This is a genomic window from Frisingicoccus sp., assembly GCA_016298055.1.
GTDB lineage: Bacteria > Bacillota > Clostridia > Lachnospirales > Lachnospiraceae > Frisingicoccus.
Window position 1 is genome coordinate 1 of record JAEDDO010000041.1, and the last position, 15,331, is coordinate 15,331.

A 15,331-nucleotide genomic window follows, 5' to 3' on the forward strand; every position below is an offset into this window, starting at 1 on the left:
AACAGGAAGCCCCCACTTCATAATCCTTGATTTAAGTGGTGGGAGCATGTCACGGAAATATGAGTTTTTTGAAAAATAATCCTAATAAAAAAATACTATTTAATTTTAATAACAATAAATACAATATTCTATAACTTAAAGTAGAAATCAATAATATTTTATAAGAAGATATTCCTGAATAAATGTAATTAATGCCTTGCTTGCAGAGGATAAAAAGGTATTTTTCGGGAAAACGAGGCACAATTCCCAGGAAAATGTGGGACTGAATGGGATGACTTTAATTTTCTCATCTGTCTGGTACAGGTCGACCATAGGTTTTGGCAGAATGGCAACATTATTGGATGCCATGGCATATTTGTATAAAAACTGGCCGTCTGCGCCTAAGAAAGCAAACTGAGGCTGAAGATTGACGGCTCTGAAATGTTCCATGATCTGGCCGTAGACATTGAAATTTTCGTTAAAGGTAATTATCGGCATGTTTTCAAAGTCATTTATCGTCACAGAAGTTTTTTCGGCCCATGGATGATTTTCAGGCACACAGGCAACCAGCTGATTTTTGATCAGCGGGATTTCATTCAATATATCCGAATGAACGGGACGCAAGACGATGGCCATGTCAATCTCACCTTTTTCAACAAGATCGGCCAGTCTCGTTCCGCCTTCTTCCCGCATGTCCAGCTTAATTCCCGGGTATTTTTCCTGAAACTGGATGAAGAGATCCGGAAGGTACAATGTCCCGATAACGGATGTGAAGCCGAAGCTGACGTTACCCTGTTTTAAATTCTTTGCAGCGGTGATGGCATCTTCCATCTGGACAGCCATTTTTAGGATCTCCTGAGATTTTTCAATGACGATCCTGCCGGTATCCGTCGGGAGGAGTTCTCCGTCTTTTTTGTAAAAAAGAGAGGTATCCAGCTCATGTTCGATTTTTTTTAAAGATTTATATAAAGCCGGTTGGGAAATATAAAGATTATTGGCAGCCGCAGTCATGTGTTTTGTTTTTGCCAGTTCTAATACATAGCGCATTTCACGTAAATCCATAGAGATAGCCTCCTTTAAACCTCTTATTAGGGTTATTTTAGCACTTTTTTGCTGACTTGCATATAAAAATAACTAAAAGTTATAAAAAAATATAAAATCATATAATTGCATTATTTTGGAAAATGTGTAATAATAAGGTCAATCTTAAATTCCACTTCTTCATAAATTATTCTTGAGGCAAAAGGGTCAGCTTTTAATCAGAGTAAAAGCTGACCGGCTTTAAGGATTCGGAAGGGGTTAAAGATCGTACATATAATGAATTAATATTATAAAGAAAGTCAGGAGAGATAGAAATGGCAAATATTTTTTATCAGGAAGATTGTAACTTATCCTTATTAGATGGAAAAACAATCGCAATCATCGGTTACGGAAGTCAGGGACATGCACATGCATTAAACTTAAAAGAATCCGGATGCCATGTTATTATTGGTCTTTATGAAGGAAGTAAATCATGGGCAAAAGCTGAAGCTCAGGGATTTGAAGTATTTACAGCAGCAGAAGCTGCAAAACAGGCAGATATCATCATGATCCTCATCAATGATGAATTACAGGCAGATATGTACAAGAATGATATTGAGCCAAACCTTGAAGAAGGCAACATGTTAATGTTTGCACACGGTTTCAATATCCATTACGGATGTATCGTACCTCCAAAATATGTTGACGTTACAATGATCGCTCCAAAAGCACCTGGTCACACTGTAAGAAGTGAGTTCCAGGAAGGTAAAGGAACACCTTGTCTTGTTGCTGTATACCAGGACTACACAGGTAAAGCACAGGAGATGGCATTAGCTTATTCTTTAGGAATCGGCGGAGCAAGAGCCGGCGTTCTTGAAACAACATTTAAGACAGAGACAGAGACAGACCTCTTCGGTGAACAGGCCGTTCTTTGCGGTGGCGTATGTGCATTAATGCAGGCTGGTTTCGAAACTCTTGTTGAAGCTGGATATGACCCAAGAAATGCATACTTCGAATGTATCCATGAGATGAAACTGATCGTAGACCTTATTTACCAGAGTGGTTTTGCAGGAATGAGATATTCTATCTCCAACACAGCAGAATACGGCGATTACATCACAGGACCTAAGATTGTAACAGAAGATACAAAGAAAGCTATGAAGAAGATCCTTGCAGATATCCAGGATGGTACATTTGCAAAAGACTTCCTGTTAGATATGTCTTCCGCAGGACGTCAGGTACACTTCAAAGCTATGCGTGCAAAAGCAGCTGCTCATCCATCTGAAGTAGTCGGAGAAGAAATCCGTAAACTGTACAGCTGGAATGGACAGGAAAAATTAATTGACAACTAATGATAAAACGTTAAACCGGGGGCAGGTTTCTTTCAGGAACCTGCCCTCTTTTTTGAGAAAAGTTTTCGTTAAGTCTTCTAGGTATTGACTATTTTGATTAGGTAGTCTAGACTAACTTACACAGAGATTATCTATCAAAAGAAAGGAGATATGACGAAAAATGAAAAAAAGACCAGTATTTTTCATGATAGCTGCCGGGGTAATGGCAGCGGGAAGTATATTATCCGGCTGTTCGTCAGAAAAAGTAAATAAAGAAACTGTATCAACGATGGAGAGTACCGGAGAAACATCGGAAACAATCGATACGAGCGCCTATTATTTTGGTGTACTTAATGTGCCTTATGCAGATTTTTACTATGGTGAGATCAATCATCTTCAGCCGGAAGCATTGGAAGCCGGAGCAAAGGGACAGTATGATGTTTCGGATGTTGTGGAGGCGGCAGGATATCGGGAAGCGGGCATTTATGATGCGGTATCATCAGCGACAAATGCAAAATCCACACGTTTTGAAAAGACCTATTATGAAGAAAATGGAGACGGTGTCAATATTATCGGGCCTTCCGGGGTTCATGTAGCTATTTCAAAAGAATTGTATGAGGATGTTATGCAGGCAATTAAAGACGAAACAGAATGCAGCAATCCTCTGATTGATTTTGTATCTTCAATGGGCGAAGTCAGCGAGGATGTTCCTGCTGAGTATAAGGTCCTTAATTCAGACGGAACCTTGAGTGAGACGATCGGTACAACGGTTTCTGCCGAGAATGTAAAAGTACAGTTTGAAACAACGTCTGTATGGGGAAATTATCAGATTTCATTTGAAGGACTGGAAATGGATGTGGCAGCGATACAGGGAGCCTTGCTGGAAACGTCAGATGGAAAGATTTACGGACTGGAGCATCTGGACAATTTATGGCTGAAGCCGGAAGAAGTCGCTTTTGCGGTTACAGAAATGACAGAGCCTCACGGAAATACACCATCCTATGGAAGATTTGAAGATATTCAGGGAAAGACCATTACAAAGTTTACATACATGCTTGCGGATGGGGATGATATATCCATTGATATGGACGTTTACTGCAAAGCATTACTTCCGGAGGGGTATCAGGTATCTGCAGAGGATAAGGTTGTCTATAGCGTGGAAGGAACACAGGTTAAAGTGGATGAAAATGTACCTGAGGGCAGCACCTATGTGTTAAAATCTGTGCTTGCCGGACGAAGTGCCGTTGAGGATACATCTTTATATTCTATGGACAATGGTGTGATTACTCTTGGCAAAGAGTTAAAGCCGGGACAGTATTCGGTTGTTCTTTCCGATACAACTTATGCGGATCAAAAATTGTCATTTATCGTAGATTCGGGACTTGATGCGGGTACTGTGGCATTCGATAATAACAGGCTGACAATATCTGAAAATGAATCCGGTCTGACAGCAGCCGATTATATAGGAGTCATCACTTCTGTGAGCGTGAACGGTGAGCCGCTTCAGGGAAAAAATCCGGGAAGTTTGATTTTTACAGAGGATGGAAGTATTAATTTTGAAGCTTTTGTTGAAATGAACGGTGAAAATGTTCCTGTATTTAATGGCAGCGGTACTTATGAAATTTCTCTGGAAGCAACAGGGTATCCGGCTGTGACGGGAACAGTTACTTTGGAGTAGAAAAATGCGTCTGTTAATTTTATTTGTACTGAGTATATGTCTGCTTTTACTGCTTGAAAAACCTTTGAAAAAACATGCGGCAGTATTTTACTTCGGGGCAGTTATCATTGGGGGTGCTGGTTATATGGCACAGCTTAGGCTGCCGGATGGGATGTTGAAAACAATTGTGTCGGATTATCTGATCAGCGGAACGCTTCCGGCGGTTCTCTTTGTTCTTGTCATGTACGCCGCTGTCTTTCCGAAAAAGAGCAGAATTTACCGATGTGCCATGTCCTGTCGCGGAGAAATTGCCATCGGCGCATCCTTTCTGGCATTGGCACATATGGTTTACTATGGTTATATGATTCGTTCGGGAAATTTGATTGCTTTGGTCATTGCATTGCTTCTGATCGCTCTGTTAGTGCCTTTGACACTGACCTCTTTTAAAAAGATCCGGAGAAAAATGAATGCGAAAGCCTGGAAAAAGCTTCAGAGATGGTCTTATTTCTTTTATGGACTTTTGTATTTGCATGTCGTCATTATGATTTATCCGAAAGCGGTGCGAGGTGATTTTGAAAGCCTTATTGATCTTTGCATCTATACAGCTATGTTTGGAATATATCTGGGACTGCGTTTTGAACGTTACCTGGAAAAAAAGAAAAAACAGTCCTATTGTCCGGCCGTATGGTCTTCTCTGCTCATTTTATTTGCGGCAGCCAGCTTTGGTCTGAATTATTCTATGGTTTATGCAAAAGGGACAGACGAGAGACCTGACCCTGAATATTACAGCGATGGCGTATGGGAAGGTGAGGGCATGGGCTTAAATGGTGCTGTACGTGTCAAAGTCGTTGTGGAGGAAGGGATTCTTACAGATATTAAAATTTTAGAGCATGAGGATGATGAACCCTATTTTTCAGATGCAAAGCAGGAGATTATTCCGGCAATTATTGAAAATCAGTCTGTCGATGTGGATGGAGTAAGCGGAGCGACTTTCAGTTCAGAGGGAATAATTGAAGCTGTAAAGGATGCGCTGATGTCATCAGAAGAGCAAGACTAAGTATCGAAAATATCTATAAAACAAACACATTTAACTAAAAAACATGTCTATTGTTAAAGGGCAATCTCTGTTACAATAATCCTGAAGGAGTGGGAAATTATGATACGAATGGAGATTGCTCTTTTTCTTATATTGGCTTTTGTAGCTTTTGTTTATTTTTCAGCAGGACGTAAACATACGCTATTGCATAAGACCTTTTCAGAGCTGCTGATTGTTATGTTGATTCATCTTGTGTTTGATGCGGTGACCGTTTATACAGTCAATCATCTGGATACGGTCGATCGGCTTTTTAATGATATTGTACATCGTTTGTTCATAGGAACGCTGGTATTGGCTGTCTATCTGTTTTACAAATATATTGCCATTCTGGTGGAAGAAGAGACCGGAAAACAGAGACATTTAGATATTGCAGCAAAGATTTATCTTGCGGTGGCAGAGCTTGGCGTTCTGCTTTTACCTATTCATTATGCAGTTACAGAAAAGGGGAATTACTCGGATGGAATTCATGCTAATGTGTGCTATGTCAGTATGGTTTTTTATCTGATTCTTTGCATCGGGACATTGCTCAGCAGCTGGAGCCAGATGGATCAAAAGAAAAAAATGGCGATTGGTGTGGCTTTTATCATTGAAGTCTGCGTATCGGTTCTTCAGGGATTAAATCCTACCTGGCTTATTAGCGGTATGGGGCTTACATTGATGACAATGGCTTTTTATCTTACCCTTGAAAATCCGGATATTCTGCGGGCCCAACTGGTGGAGCAGAAGATGTCTATGCTGTATATGAAAAGTCAGGTCAATCCCCATTTTCTATATAATACACTGGACACGATACGTATTCAGGCCCAGTTAAATGATGATAAACAGGTGGCGGATCTTTTGATGCGTCTCGTTGATTTTTTCAGATTGAGTGTTAAGGTTGATCGTCAAATGGTAGCTCTGGATGATGAACTGGAACTTTTAGAAGCCTATATGGAGCTTATGTGTTATCGCTATCCGGAACTTCGGTGTGATTATGATATTGATCCGGATCTTGGCGGTGTACTCGTTCCGAATTTTATTTTACAGCCGGTGGTGGAAAACAGTCTGATTCACGGATTAAAAAATAAAGGATATCGTGGGAGGGTTTGTATTAGCGCAAAAAAATCGAAGAAAGATTACCGGTGCATGGAACTTGAAGTGATGGACACCGGAACCGGATTTTCTGAAGAAACAAAAGAAAAAATCAAAGATCTTCTTTTGAATTACGCTAAACAGGCTCCAAAACTGGAAGGAAACAGTATTGGCATTTTGAATGTTCAAAAACGGATCAAGCTGCTCTGCGGCCGTGAATACGGGCTTAGTTATACGGAAAATGAAGGCGGAGGGGTTACGGCCCATTTACTGTTGCCTATATCTGAGGAGGGATGGGAATGAAAAAACTTAAAGTATTGCTTGTGGATGATGAGATGATGATTCGAGAGGGTTTCAAGCGTCTGTTTGACTGGAAAGCGCATGATTGTGAGATTGTGGGAGAGGCGGCGGATGGTATGGAGGCATTGGCAAAAATTGATACTCTCGAACCGGATATTGTGATTATGGATATTAATATACCGATCATAAGCGGGCTGAAAGTGATCGAGATCAGCCGTAAAAAGCATCCGGAGATTGCCTGCGTGATCGTTTCCGGATATGATGATTTTTCCTATTGTCAGCAGGCACTTCGCCTTAAAATTACAGATTACATATTAAAACCTGTCAACTATGAGGAATTTGGCAAATGTATTGACAATCTGAAAGTATCTTTATTTGAACAGCGGGTATCTTCACCAAATAAACCGGAAAAACAGGAGCAACGCGTCATCGCAGCCATCACGCGCTATTTAAGAGAGCATCTGGAAAGTGAAATCAGTCTTTCCGTTCTTTCAGAAGAATTTCATATGAATCCTCAGTATATCAGCCAATTATTCAAGAATGAGATCGGTGTGGGATTTTTGACCTATCTGACCAGCATACGTATGGAAAAAGCAAAATCCCTGCTCCTGACCACATCCCTTTCTGTGGCGGAAATTGCAGAAGAAACCGGATATAATGACTATCGGGTATTTACAAAAGTATTTAAGAAAACCGAAGGAATAACACCGTCTCAGTTTCGCAGAAGTTAATAGGAAGTTAAGGGGACAGGTTCCCTGGCTCAATGAACCAATGAACCTGTCCCCTTAACTTCCTCTTGACAAATGGAATTTTATCGGTTAGAATCTGAGACATGACATATGACTGACGGATAAGTGGAGAAAACCACGTGAAGTATGTTTGTTAATAAGCCGACCGTCTGGGCGAACAGCCCAGGCAGTCGGCTGTTTTTTGTTGTGTGGGAGAGCTTGAAAACTGTCCGATATAATAGAAAAATAATTTGTAAAGGAGACAGAAAAATGACATTAGGACGTATTCATTCGTTTGAATCTATGGGACTTGTGGATGGTCCGGGTGTCCGTTCTGTTGTATTTTTACAGGGCTGCCGTTTAAGATGCCAGTATTGTCACAATCCGGACACATGGTCCATGACCGGCAGGAATGTACAGGAGATGAGTGCCGAAGAGCTTGTAAAGAAGCTGTCTCGTTTTAAATCCTATTACGGGAAGAATGGCGGCGTGACATTTTCCGGTGGAGAACCACTGCTTCAGAAAGATTTTCTTCTGGAAGTATTGCCATTATGCCGCAAGGCGGGAATCCATACATGTCTTGACACGGCCGGATGCGGCATTGGAGGATACGAGGAAATTTTGGCGTATACAGATCTGGTGATTTTGGATATTAAACATTATACCAGAGAGGGATATGCACAGGTGACGGGAAGAGAAATCGATGAGACAAACCGGTTTCTTGGGGCAGTTCAAAAAATAAATGTGCCGATGTGGATCCGCCACGTGGTTGTTCCGGGACTCACAGATGGAGACAGTCATTTAAACGGTCTTAAAGATTATATCCACACACTGAAAAATGTGGAGCGGGTGGAATTACTGCCTTATCACGTTCTCGGTGTGCCGAAATATGAAAAGCTTGGGATTCCCTATCCGTTGGAGGGTGTTGCGCCGAAAGATCCTGAATCACTGACTGACTGGCAAGAAATTATGAATGATCAGAAGGAGAGAGAAAAATGAGCATTGATGTGAATTGCGCAGCCTGGAGAGGATTTAAAACAGGAGAATGGAGACACCTTGTAAATGTACGAAATTTTATTCAGAAAAACTATACACCTTATGAGGGGGATGAAAGTTTTCTTGCACCGATTTCAGAAAAGACAGACAAGGTATGGTCTAAAGCCAGTGAATTGATTATCGAAGAACTGAAAAAGGGCATTATTGATGTGGAGACAAATGCGGTTTCCGGCATTGATAACTTTGCTCCCGGTTATATTGATAAAGAAAATGAAGTGATCGTCGGCCTCCAGACGGATGCGCCTTTAAAACGTATTGTCAACCTTTTCGGTGGTATGCGTATGGCAACATCCGCTTTGGAACAGTATGGATATAAGCTGAATCCGGAAATTGAACGTCATTTTCGCATGTATCGTAAAACACACAATGAAGGTGTATTTGATGCTTATCCGGAACGTACAAGAGCCGCACGTCATGCCGGACTTTTGACAGGTCTTCCGGATGCCTACGGACGCGGACGAATTGTAGGCGATTACCGAAGAGTCCCGCTTTATGGTACAGATTTTCTGATTGAAGAAAAAGAAAAAGACCTGGTTATGCTGGACGGACCGATGACGGATGAGCGTATCCGTCTTCGTGAAGAAGTCCAGATGCAGATCCGTGCATTAAAGGAAATGGCAAGTATGGCTTCAAAATACGGCTGCGATATTACACGTCCGGCGGAAAATGCCCATGAAGCTGTTCAGAATCTGTATATGGCCTATCTTGCGGGCATCAAAGAAAATAATGGTGCGGCAATCTCTCTTGGACGTACAGCCACATTTCTTGATATTTATATTCAGAGAGATCTGGAAAATGGTGTTCTGGACGAGACAGGGGCACAGGAGCTGATCGATCAGTTCATTATCAAACTTCGTCTTGCCCGCCATCTTCGTACACCGGAGTACAATGAGCTTTTCGGAGGAGATCCTACATGGATCACAGAAGCTCTTGGGGGTATGGGTGTTGACGGAAGAACTCTTGTTACGAAGAATACCTTCCGGTATCTGCACAGCCTCACAAACCTTGGAACGGCACCGGAACCGAACATGACCGTACTCTGGAGCCAGAATCTGCCAAGGGCATTTAAAGATTACTGCAGCAAAATGAGTATTCATACAGATTCGATTCAGTATGAAAATGATGATCTGATGCGCCCGATGTACGGCGATGATTATTGTATCTCCTGTTGTGTCTCCGCTATGGCTGTGGGCAAACAGATGCAGCTTTTCGGTGCGAGAGCAAATCTTGCGAAGAGCCTTCTTCTGGCAATCAACGGCGGTGTTGATGAGAAGAAAGGAACACTTGTCATTCCAAATGTTGATCGAATCGATGATGAGGTGCTGGAGTTTTCAAAGGTTCTTACAAGTTATAAAAAAGTACTTGCTTATGTGGCAGAACTTTATGTGGACACCATTAATATCATTCATTTTATGCATGATAAATATGCTTATGAATCCAGCCAGATGGCTTTACACGATACACTGGTAGAAAGAATCGCAGCCTTCGGTATTGCAGGTCTTTCCATTGCAGCCGATTCTTTGTCAGCTATAAAATTCGCAAAAGTACGTCCAATTCGAAATGAAGAAGGAATTGCAGTTGATTTTGAAATCGAAGGCGATTTTCCGAAATACGGCAATGATGATGATAGAGTCGATGACATTGCCATTGAGATTGCATCTTATTTCTCAGCAGAGCTCAAAAAACATCCGTTGTACCGCAATGGTATTCATACATTGTCTGCTCTGACAATTACAAGCAACGTTATGTACGGCAAGAAAACAGGGGCTACTCCGGATGGACGTAAAGCCGGTGAGCCATTTGCTCCGGGAGCAAATCCAATGCATGGAAGGGATATCAACGGTGCGCTTGCATCCCTTAACTCCGTTGCAAAGATTCCATATCGTGCTGTATGTCAGGATGGCGTTTCCAACACATTCTCCATCGTGCCAAATGCCCTTGGAAAGACTGAGGAAGAGCGTGATCGAAATCTGGTATCCATTCTTGACGGTTATTTTGTTCAGGGTGCACATCATCTTAACGTAAATGTCATGAATCGGGAAATTCTGATTGATGCTATGGAGCATCCGGAAGCCTATCCGACATTGACGATTCGTGTGTCCGGCTATGCCGTTAACTTTAACCGACTGAGCCGCGAACAGCAATTAGAGGTCATCAAACGTACTTTCCACGAAAGTGTATAATAGGAACCTGTCCCCGGATGAAAGGTATTCTTACATTATTGTAAGAATGCCTTCTTTTTTTGTAAGGAAAATCTATGGAATGGGCAGAGCCAAAGGGCGTATAATCTTCTTATAAATAATGAAAGAATAAAAAAATAAGGGGGACGTGAATATGAAGATTATATGGCAGAGTATAAAGCTTATGATGGCAAGTGTTTTGTTAGTTGTTTGTTTTTTGACATTTAAAGGTTACACGGAATATAGAAATGCATTAGAGAGTAAACCCTTGGATGTAGCGGTTGAGGAAATTGTCGATAATCCGTCCTTTGTGTCGATCAGTGAGGTCCCGGAAATATATAAACGAGCCCTTCTGGCTGTTGAAGATAAGCGGTTTTATAAACATCTGGGAATCGATATACTGGCGATCGGACGTGCAGCCATCAATGACCTGAAAGCCATGGCTTTTGTGGAAGGAGGCAGCACGATTACCCAGCAGCTGGCAAAAAACATGTTTTTTTCACAGGATAAAAATATATGCCGAAAGATAGCGGAGGCTTTTATGGCGCTGACAATTGAGAAAAAATACAGTAAAGACCAGATACTGGATTTGTATATAAACAAAATTTATTATGGTGATGGCTATTATACCCTTCGTGATGCCAGTGAAGGATATTTCGGAAAGCATCCGAAAGATTTGACAGAGGATGAATGTACATTGCTTGTCGGAATACCAAATGCTCCATCAGTGTATTCACCGACAAACAGTATGGAGATGGCCAGACAGCGTCAGCAGCAGGTTATCAAAATTCTTGAAAAAGAATATGGACAACTGGAAAAAGGACCTCTGCTAGCGGAAATAATTCAGTGAAACATATTTGAAAGTCAGGTAAACAGTGGTAAGATAAATATGGAAGATTACAAGGGGATAGGAAATGTCGGGAGGTGTTGAATGAAAGACGTTTTTCTTGTATATAATACAAGCTGCTTTTATGAAATTATTATTTTGAACTATTTTATGTCTTTTACGAATTGTGATGTGATTCTTTGTTCTCTGGATGGAAAGCCTGTAAAGACAATGGAGGGATATTCTGTCAATGTCGACAGGGCATTAAAAGATGTTGAAAAGGAACAGATAAGAAGCTTTATTGTTCCTGGCGGCAATATTTCGAATATTGACAATGAAGAGGTAAAACAATACCTGCAGGAATTAAAGAAAAGGAATATTTTAATTGCAGGCATATGTGCCGGTGTTGATGTATTGGATCATGCAGGCGTATTGAGTGATGTATGTTCCACCCATTCAACAGATTTTGATATTGTTAACGATCATCATGTAATCACGGCACGAGCAAATGCCTATGTGGACTTTGCGATTGAGACGGCAAAAGAATTAGGTTTATTTACAAATGAAGAAGATTTACAGGAAACGATTGGATTTTGGAAAAATTACAATCGTATTCAGTAGACATATATAAGCTTTGCATCTGACGGAATGATCTGATGCAAAGCTTTCTTTTATCTCCTGCAGAATATGTCTATCCGTGTGGTATGGATAAATAAAAGGAAGGAAGCGGGGTAAAATATATCAGATGGGAGATGACTTCCGTATCTTTAGGAGGTGAGTTAGTAATTTGTATCAGTGGCGGGTGTCAATCTCCCATCTGATATACGCTCCGCGAGGATGCACAGGGATTCGGATTAGTAGTATGTCTGCTTTGCAGACCCGAATCTCGCGCCAAGACTCGCGAGCGAGTCTTGAAAATAAAAAAATGATATAAAGAAAGAGGTAAAAAAGTGAAAAAATGGGTTTGTACAGTGTGCGGCTATATTCATGAAGGAGATACACCACCGGCACAATGTCCTGTTTGTAAACAGCCGGCAGAAAAATTTAAATTACTGGAAGAAGCAAAATTGAATCCTTATGCAGGAACGCAGACAGAGAAAAATCTTCGTACAGCGTTTTCAGGTGAATCCGAGGCCAGAAATAAATATACTTATTTTGCATCTGTAGCTAAAAAAGAAGGCTATGAGCAAATGTCGGCATTATTCTTAAAGACTGCGGACAACGAAAAAGAGCATGCCAAAATATGGTTCAAAGAGTTAAATGGAATAGGAGATACACCAGCGAATCTTAAATCTGCAGCCGAGGGTGAGAACTATGAATGGACAGATATGTATGTCGGTTTTGCAAAAACGGCTGAAGAAGAAGACTTTCCTGAGCTTGCTGAAAAATTCCGTATGGTGGCAGCAATCGAGAAACATCATGAAGAGCGTTATCGTGCGCTTCTTAAAAATATTGAAATGGCAGAAGTGTTTGCCAAGAGCGAAGTGAAAGTATGGGAGTGCCGAAACTGCGGTCATATTGTCGTTGGAACAAATGCTCCGGAGGTTTGTCCGGTATGCGCTCATCCACAAGCTTATTTTGAAATTAAGGCAGAAAATTATTAATCGTCAGAAAGGGTTGAGCAGGCATGATAATGTCTGGTCAATCTTTTTTTTATCCTGCATATGCTGATACAGAGAAAGTAAAATGGAGATTTTTATGTATTGTGGATATTTTGAAGGTGGAATTGATCATGGGCCAAATCCCTATTCAGCGCATGTAGAACAGATGGCCATACAAAATCCAAATTTCCGAACAGCTATTTGGACCGGATGCCATTTACAGATGACGCTTATGTGTATTCCGCCATGTGGGGAAATTGGTGAGGAAATCCATGAAGATACAGACCAGTTTATTCGGGTTGAACAGGGAAAAGCGACGGTTGTGATGGGAAGATACAAGCATCAAATGGATTTTCAATGTAATGTAGTCAGAGGCGATGTCATCTGTGTTCCTGCAGGAATCTGGCATAATGTGATGAATATGGGAAGAAGTCCTTTAAAATTGTCATCTGTCTACGCACCGCCAAAACATCCCCGGGGAACAGTGCATCATACAAAAGCGGAAGCAGAGATGAGGGAAGATTATTAAGAAAAATGAGATAAGTACGGAGAAAGGCGTGAGTCATAGAAATATGGCTTGCGTCTTTTTTATAATGGTTCACAAATTGTTCACAAAATTATTAGCACTCACCTATTGACAGTGCTAATAATAAGTGTTATATTACATGTAGAACAAAGGAAGAGAGTTCATAAAGATTCCCGAGTTTGGATAAAATAAAAGTGTTGAATGTATTGAAAGGAGATATGACTTATGTTAATGCCTAGTATTTTTGGAGAAAGTTTAATCGATAGTTTTTTTGATGATTTTGCAGCACCTGCAAAAAAAGTGATGCGTTACAACACACCAGCGAATAATATCATGAAAACAGATATTAAAGACACAAAAGAGGGTTATGAACTGGATATTGAACTTCCTGGATATAATAAGGAAGATGTAAGTGCAGAGCTTAAGGATGGTTACATGACAATCAGTGCCAGCACAAAATCAGATGAAGGTGAGAAAGACGAGAATGGCAAGTATATCCGAAGAGAAAGATATTATGGCAGCTGCAGCAGAAGCTTTTATGTTGGAGAAGCTATAACACAGGAGGATATTAAAGCAAGATTTGAGAATGGCATTTTGAAACTTTTCGTTCCGAAGAAAGAAGAGAAACCGGCGGTTGAAGAAAAGAAATATATCACAATTGAAGGTTAATTATTCGAAGGAAAGATTTTGGACAGATGGAAGGCGGGAATACTCTTATGAGTATTCCCTTCTTTTCTTTGTAAACGCCAGAAATCTTTCCTATATATAATAGGAATGTTTTATTTCAGAGAGCAGATTGGAGGCGATTAATATGGCTAAAAGAGATTGCTATGAGGTTCTTGGGATTTCAAAAAGTGCGGATGAAAAGGAAATCAAGCGGGCTTATCGTAAACTTGCAAAACAATATCATCCGGATACGAATGCGGGAGACAGCAGAGCGGAACAGAAATTTAAGGAGATTACAGAAGCATACACAATTTTAAGTGATCCTGAAAAACGAAAACTCTATGATCAGTTTGGCTTTGCAGCTTTTGACGGCTCTATGGGCGGCGGCTTTAACGAAGGCAGAAGTGGGCAGGGGCATTACTATAATCCTTTTGGAGGGAATTCTCAGGGACAGTATCGGGAGTATCATTTTGAGGGTGGAGATATTGACGATATATTTGAAGAATTTTTTGGCGGCGGCTTTGGCGGTGGTTTTAAAGATCATTTCAGCGGAGCTTCCGGAGGCAGAGCTTCTCAGAAACCGGGAAGAGACTTGAATGCGGAGATTCAGATTGGATTTGATGAAGCTGTCTTTGGATGTGATAAGATTATACAAGTGCAGGATGGCTCCGGAGTACAGTCACTTCGCGTTCACATCCCTGCGGGAATTGATGAAGGGATGAGTGTGCGGCTGAAAGGTAAGGGAAATCCTGGAATGCGGGGAGGTGCGCCGGGAGATTTATTCTTGAAGGTACACATACTGGATAAACCGGGATATGAGAGAAAAGGAATGGATGTCTATACAACAGCGTCTATTCCGTTTACTACCGCTGTTTTTGGCGGGGAGGCCGAAGTGTCCACACTTTACGGCAGAGTTGTCTGCAAAATTCCTAAAGGAACTCAGTCAGGGAGTAAAATTCGTTTGAAAAATAAGGGGATTGTATCGATGAAGGATTCATCCGTTCACGGAGATGCTTACGTGACGATCCAGATTCAGGTTCCGACTTCACTGACGGAAGCAGAAAGACAGAAGCTTATGGAATATGATCAGTTGATCAAAAGGCGATCCTCCGGCAATGCGGCATAAAAGGGACAGGTTCCATGACTCAGAGTTTCTGAGTCATGGAACCTGTCCCCATTGACTTTTTTTATGCTTCGGAGAACATATCCTTTCCAGCGGAGCAGATCGGACATTCGAAATCATCAGGAATATCTTCCCATTTTGTACCAGGTGCGATTCCGCCTTCTGGATATC

The 15,331-nt window shown here is 41.2% G+C and carries 15 protein-coding genes and 1 riboswitch; of the genes, 13 read left to right on the forward strand and 2 right to left on the reverse strand.

All coding sequences use genetic code 11. The features are described 5' to 3' along the window. Positions 1-147 precede the first annotated feature (147 nt). Positions 148-1,041 (reverse strand): LysR family transcriptional regulator, encoded by an 894-nt coding sequence (locus QZZ35_RS05165; protein WP_291236431.1) that lies wholly within the window; start codon positions 1,039-1,041, stop codon positions 148-150. Between the two features lie 293 nt (positions 1,042-1,334). Here QZZ35_RS05165 and ilvC point away from each other — a divergent pair, with 293 nt between their 5' ends. The 13 genes from ilvC (at position 1,335) to QZZ35_RS05230 (ending at position 15,163) form a co-directional block, all read left to right on the forward strand. After that, positions 1,335-2,351 (forward strand): ketol-acid reductoisomerase, encoded by a 1,017-nt coding sequence (ilvC, locus tag QZZ35_RS05170; RefSeq protein ID WP_291236432.1) that lies wholly within the window; start codon positions 1,335-1,337, stop codon positions 2,349-2,351. Positions 2,352-2,511: 160 nt separating this feature from the next. Then, positions 2,512-4,008, forward strand: coding sequence for a hemoblobin-interacting domain-containing protein (locus QZZ35_RS05175; RefSeq protein WP_291236433.1), 1,497 nt, complete (start codon positions 2,512-2,514; stop codon positions 4,006-4,008). Between the two features lie 4 nt (positions 4,009-4,012). Then, a complete protein-coding gene (locus tag QZZ35_RS05180; protein ID WP_291236434.1) occupies positions 4,013-5,044 on the forward strand; it encodes an FMN-binding protein in 1,032 nt (343 codons plus the stop codon). 99 nt (positions 5,045-5,143) lie between these two features. Next, entirely contained in the window at positions 5,144-6,457 is a 1,314-nt protein-coding gene (locus tag QZZ35_RS05185; RefSeq protein WP_291236435.1) for a sensor histidine kinase, read from the forward strand. Then, entirely contained in the window at positions 6,454-7,185 is a 732-nt protein-coding gene (locus QZZ35_RS05190) for a response regulator transcription factor (RefSeq protein WP_291236436.1), read from the forward strand. The genes QZZ35_RS05185 and QZZ35_RS05190 overlap by 4 nt, the downstream gene beginning before the upstream one ends. A gap of 98 nt (positions 7,186-7,283) precedes the next feature. Further along, a riboswitch (ZMP/ZTP riboswitch) is annotated at positions 7,284-7,365 on the forward strand. Between the two features lie 87 nt (positions 7,366-7,452). After that, entirely contained in the window at positions 7,453-8,181 is a 729-nt protein-coding gene (gene pflA, locus QZZ35_RS05195) for a pyruvate formate-lyase-activating protein (RefSeq protein ID WP_291236437.1), read from the forward strand. Further along, positions 8,178-10,421, forward strand: a complete 2,244-nt coding sequence (gene pflB, locus QZZ35_RS05200) for a formate C-acetyltransferase (protein WP_291236438.1) — start codon at positions 8,178-8,180, stop codon at positions 10,419-10,421. Before pflA ends, pflB begins: the two co-directional genes overlap by 4 nt. A gap of 151 nt (positions 10,422-10,572) precedes the next feature. Next, a complete protein-coding gene (locus QZZ35_RS05205; RefSeq protein WP_291236439.1) occupies positions 10,573-11,268 on the forward strand; it encodes a biosynthetic peptidoglycan transglycosylase in 696 nt (231 codons plus the stop codon). 81 nt (positions 11,269-11,349) lie between these two features. Continuing rightward, positions 11,350-11,865, forward strand: a complete 516-nt coding sequence (locus QZZ35_RS05210) for a DJ-1/PfpI family protein (protein WP_291236440.1) — start codon at positions 11,350-11,352, stop codon at positions 11,863-11,865. 329 nt (positions 11,866-12,194) lie between these two features. Next, positions 12,195-12,848 carry a rubrerythrin gene (gene rbr / locus QZZ35_RS05215; protein ID WP_291236441.1) on the forward strand — a complete coding sequence of 218 codons (654 nt, stop codon included), beginning with the start codon at positions 12,195-12,197 and terminating at the stop codon, positions 12,846-12,848. A gap of 82 nt (positions 12,849-12,930) precedes the next feature. Continuing rightward, positions 12,931-13,374, forward strand: a complete 444-nt coding sequence (locus QZZ35_RS05220; RefSeq protein ID WP_291236442.1) for a cupin domain-containing protein — start codon at positions 12,931-12,933, stop codon at positions 13,372-13,374. Positions 13,375-13,596: 222 nt separating this feature from the next. Beyond that, positions 13,597-14,040 carry an Hsp20/alpha crystallin family protein gene (locus QZZ35_RS05225; RefSeq protein WP_291236443.1) on the forward strand — a complete coding sequence of 148 codons (444 nt, stop codon included), beginning with the start codon at positions 13,597-13,599 and terminating at the stop codon, positions 14,038-14,040. 142 nt (positions 14,041-14,182) lie between these two features. Continuing rightward, positions 14,183-15,163, forward strand: coding sequence for a DnaJ C-terminal domain-containing protein (locus QZZ35_RS05230; protein ID WP_291236444.1), 981 nt, complete (start codon positions 14,183-14,185; stop codon positions 15,161-15,163). Between the two features lie 61 nt (positions 15,164-15,224). Here the strand turns inward: QZZ35_RS05230 and QZZ35_RS05235 are convergent. Beyond that, on the reverse strand, positions 15,225-15,331 hold a 107-nt coding region (locus QZZ35_RS05235), incomplete at its 5' end, for a rubredoxin (protein WP_291236445.1).